The sequence below is a fragment of the Microcosmobacter mediterraneus genome, assembly GCF_031846265.1.
GTDB lineage: Bacteria > Bacteroidota > Bacteroidia > Flavobacteriales > Flavobacteriaceae > Microcosmobacter > Microcosmobacter mediterraneus.
Genome location: NZ_JAVRIA010000021.1, coordinates 1 through 1,600, shown reverse-complemented (window position 1 = coordinate 1,600; position 1,600 = coordinate 1). Strand labels below are relative to the sequence as shown.

The window sequence follows — 1,600 nt, the reverse complement described above, 5'->3', positions numbered from 1 at the left end:
GAATTTGATGTAGAGTTACCTGGAGATGAATCATACCAATGTATTGATGATGTTCCTAGTGCAATAGAAACAACTGCTACAGATAATTGTGATTCAGATGTAACAGTAGAATTTACTGAAACAATGTCTGGAGGTATTGTAACTGAATGTCCTATTGATGATGCAAGTAACCATACGATTTGGATCACTGGTATCAATCCATTGAATGCAGAAAATAAAAATTGGGAAGCTATCGGTGAGAACATGTTTGTAACTTATCCAAACGGAACAGCTAAACTTTCAGGTATGGTAGAGAACAAAGTTAACTCTGACCAGAAGTTTGAATACGTTGTTTGGTTAAAAGATAAACGTTCTTACGAAGAGTGGACAGCATTAACATACGATGGTGTTAACAACCGTGAAGAAAAGCTTAATGCAGGAACTTCAGTAGAAATCACAGACCAGTATTTAGGATGGGATTACTATGAAGTAGACGAGTCTAAAACAAACCAGTTAGTTGGCTTAGGTGACTACGAAGGTGATGTTTTAACAATCACTCACAAACCAGCAAACTTAAAGTGGGCTGTACAAGTTGGTGATAGAGCTAGTTTACAAAGTGAAGGTTATGGTTTATCTATGTGGATGTACCTTAACGGAACTGTAGATGGAGAACCTTACTCGTCTCATGGAGATATTAATATTTCATTAGGAGGAGATCAAGGTGGTGATTGTATAGAAACACAAACAAGCTGTGAAAAAACAATCACACGTACGTGGAGTGTAGTAGATGATTGTGAAAACTTAACAGAGCATATACAAGTAATCACTATCAATGACGATGTAGCACCAACTGTAGATTGTCCAAAAGATATCGAAGTTGATGCATTCAGTCAAGATGCTCCAGAAATCGATGGGTTCACAACCTTAGGTACATACAATAACAAGTATTATTACCTGTCAAATTCAACAGTTTTAGGATCAGAAGTTATAACAGTTTGTCAATCTAATGGAGGAAATCCTGTTACAGTAAATAACTCTGATGAGAACGAATGGATCAAAAATGCCGTATATGCAACACCAGGAAATAATAATATCCACTACTATATTGGATTAAATGATGGTGCGCAAGAAGGTGAATTTGTATGGGCAGATGGTGATGATTGTGAGTATAGAAACTGGTTTAATAACGAACCAAATGACTTTAATAACAATGAAGATTGTGTTGAAGTAGGTTTCTTCTCATCTGACAGATCTAAGTGGAATGATATATTCTGTACAACTGGACATAAATTTGTAATGGAAATTACTCCAGACTGTAAAGGTGTTGTAGTTAACTTTGAAACACCTAAAGGTGAGGATAACTGTGACGATAACCCAGAAGTTGTTCAGATTGATGGACCAGCTTCAGGATCAGAATTCCCTGTAGGAACTACTGAAGTTACATTTATGGTAATCGATGCTTGTGGTAATTCTTCAGAATGTTCATTCGAAGTAGTTGTTAACTGTCCAGATACTACTGATGAGTGTGAAGAATCTCAGCAACCAGCTAGAGTAGCTCAAGCTGAAGAGCAAGTTGAATTTAAAGCGTACCCAGTACCATTTAAAGACAACGTGACTATTG

Annotated in this window: 1 protein-coding gene; it reads left to right on the top strand. The window is 36.6% G+C overall.

Annotated features, from left to right (window positions below):
- Positions 1-1,600: SP85-like N-terminal domain-containing protein (locus RM697_RS13660; RefSeq protein ID WP_311428456.1), on the top strand; the 1,600-nt coding region annotated here is incomplete at both ends.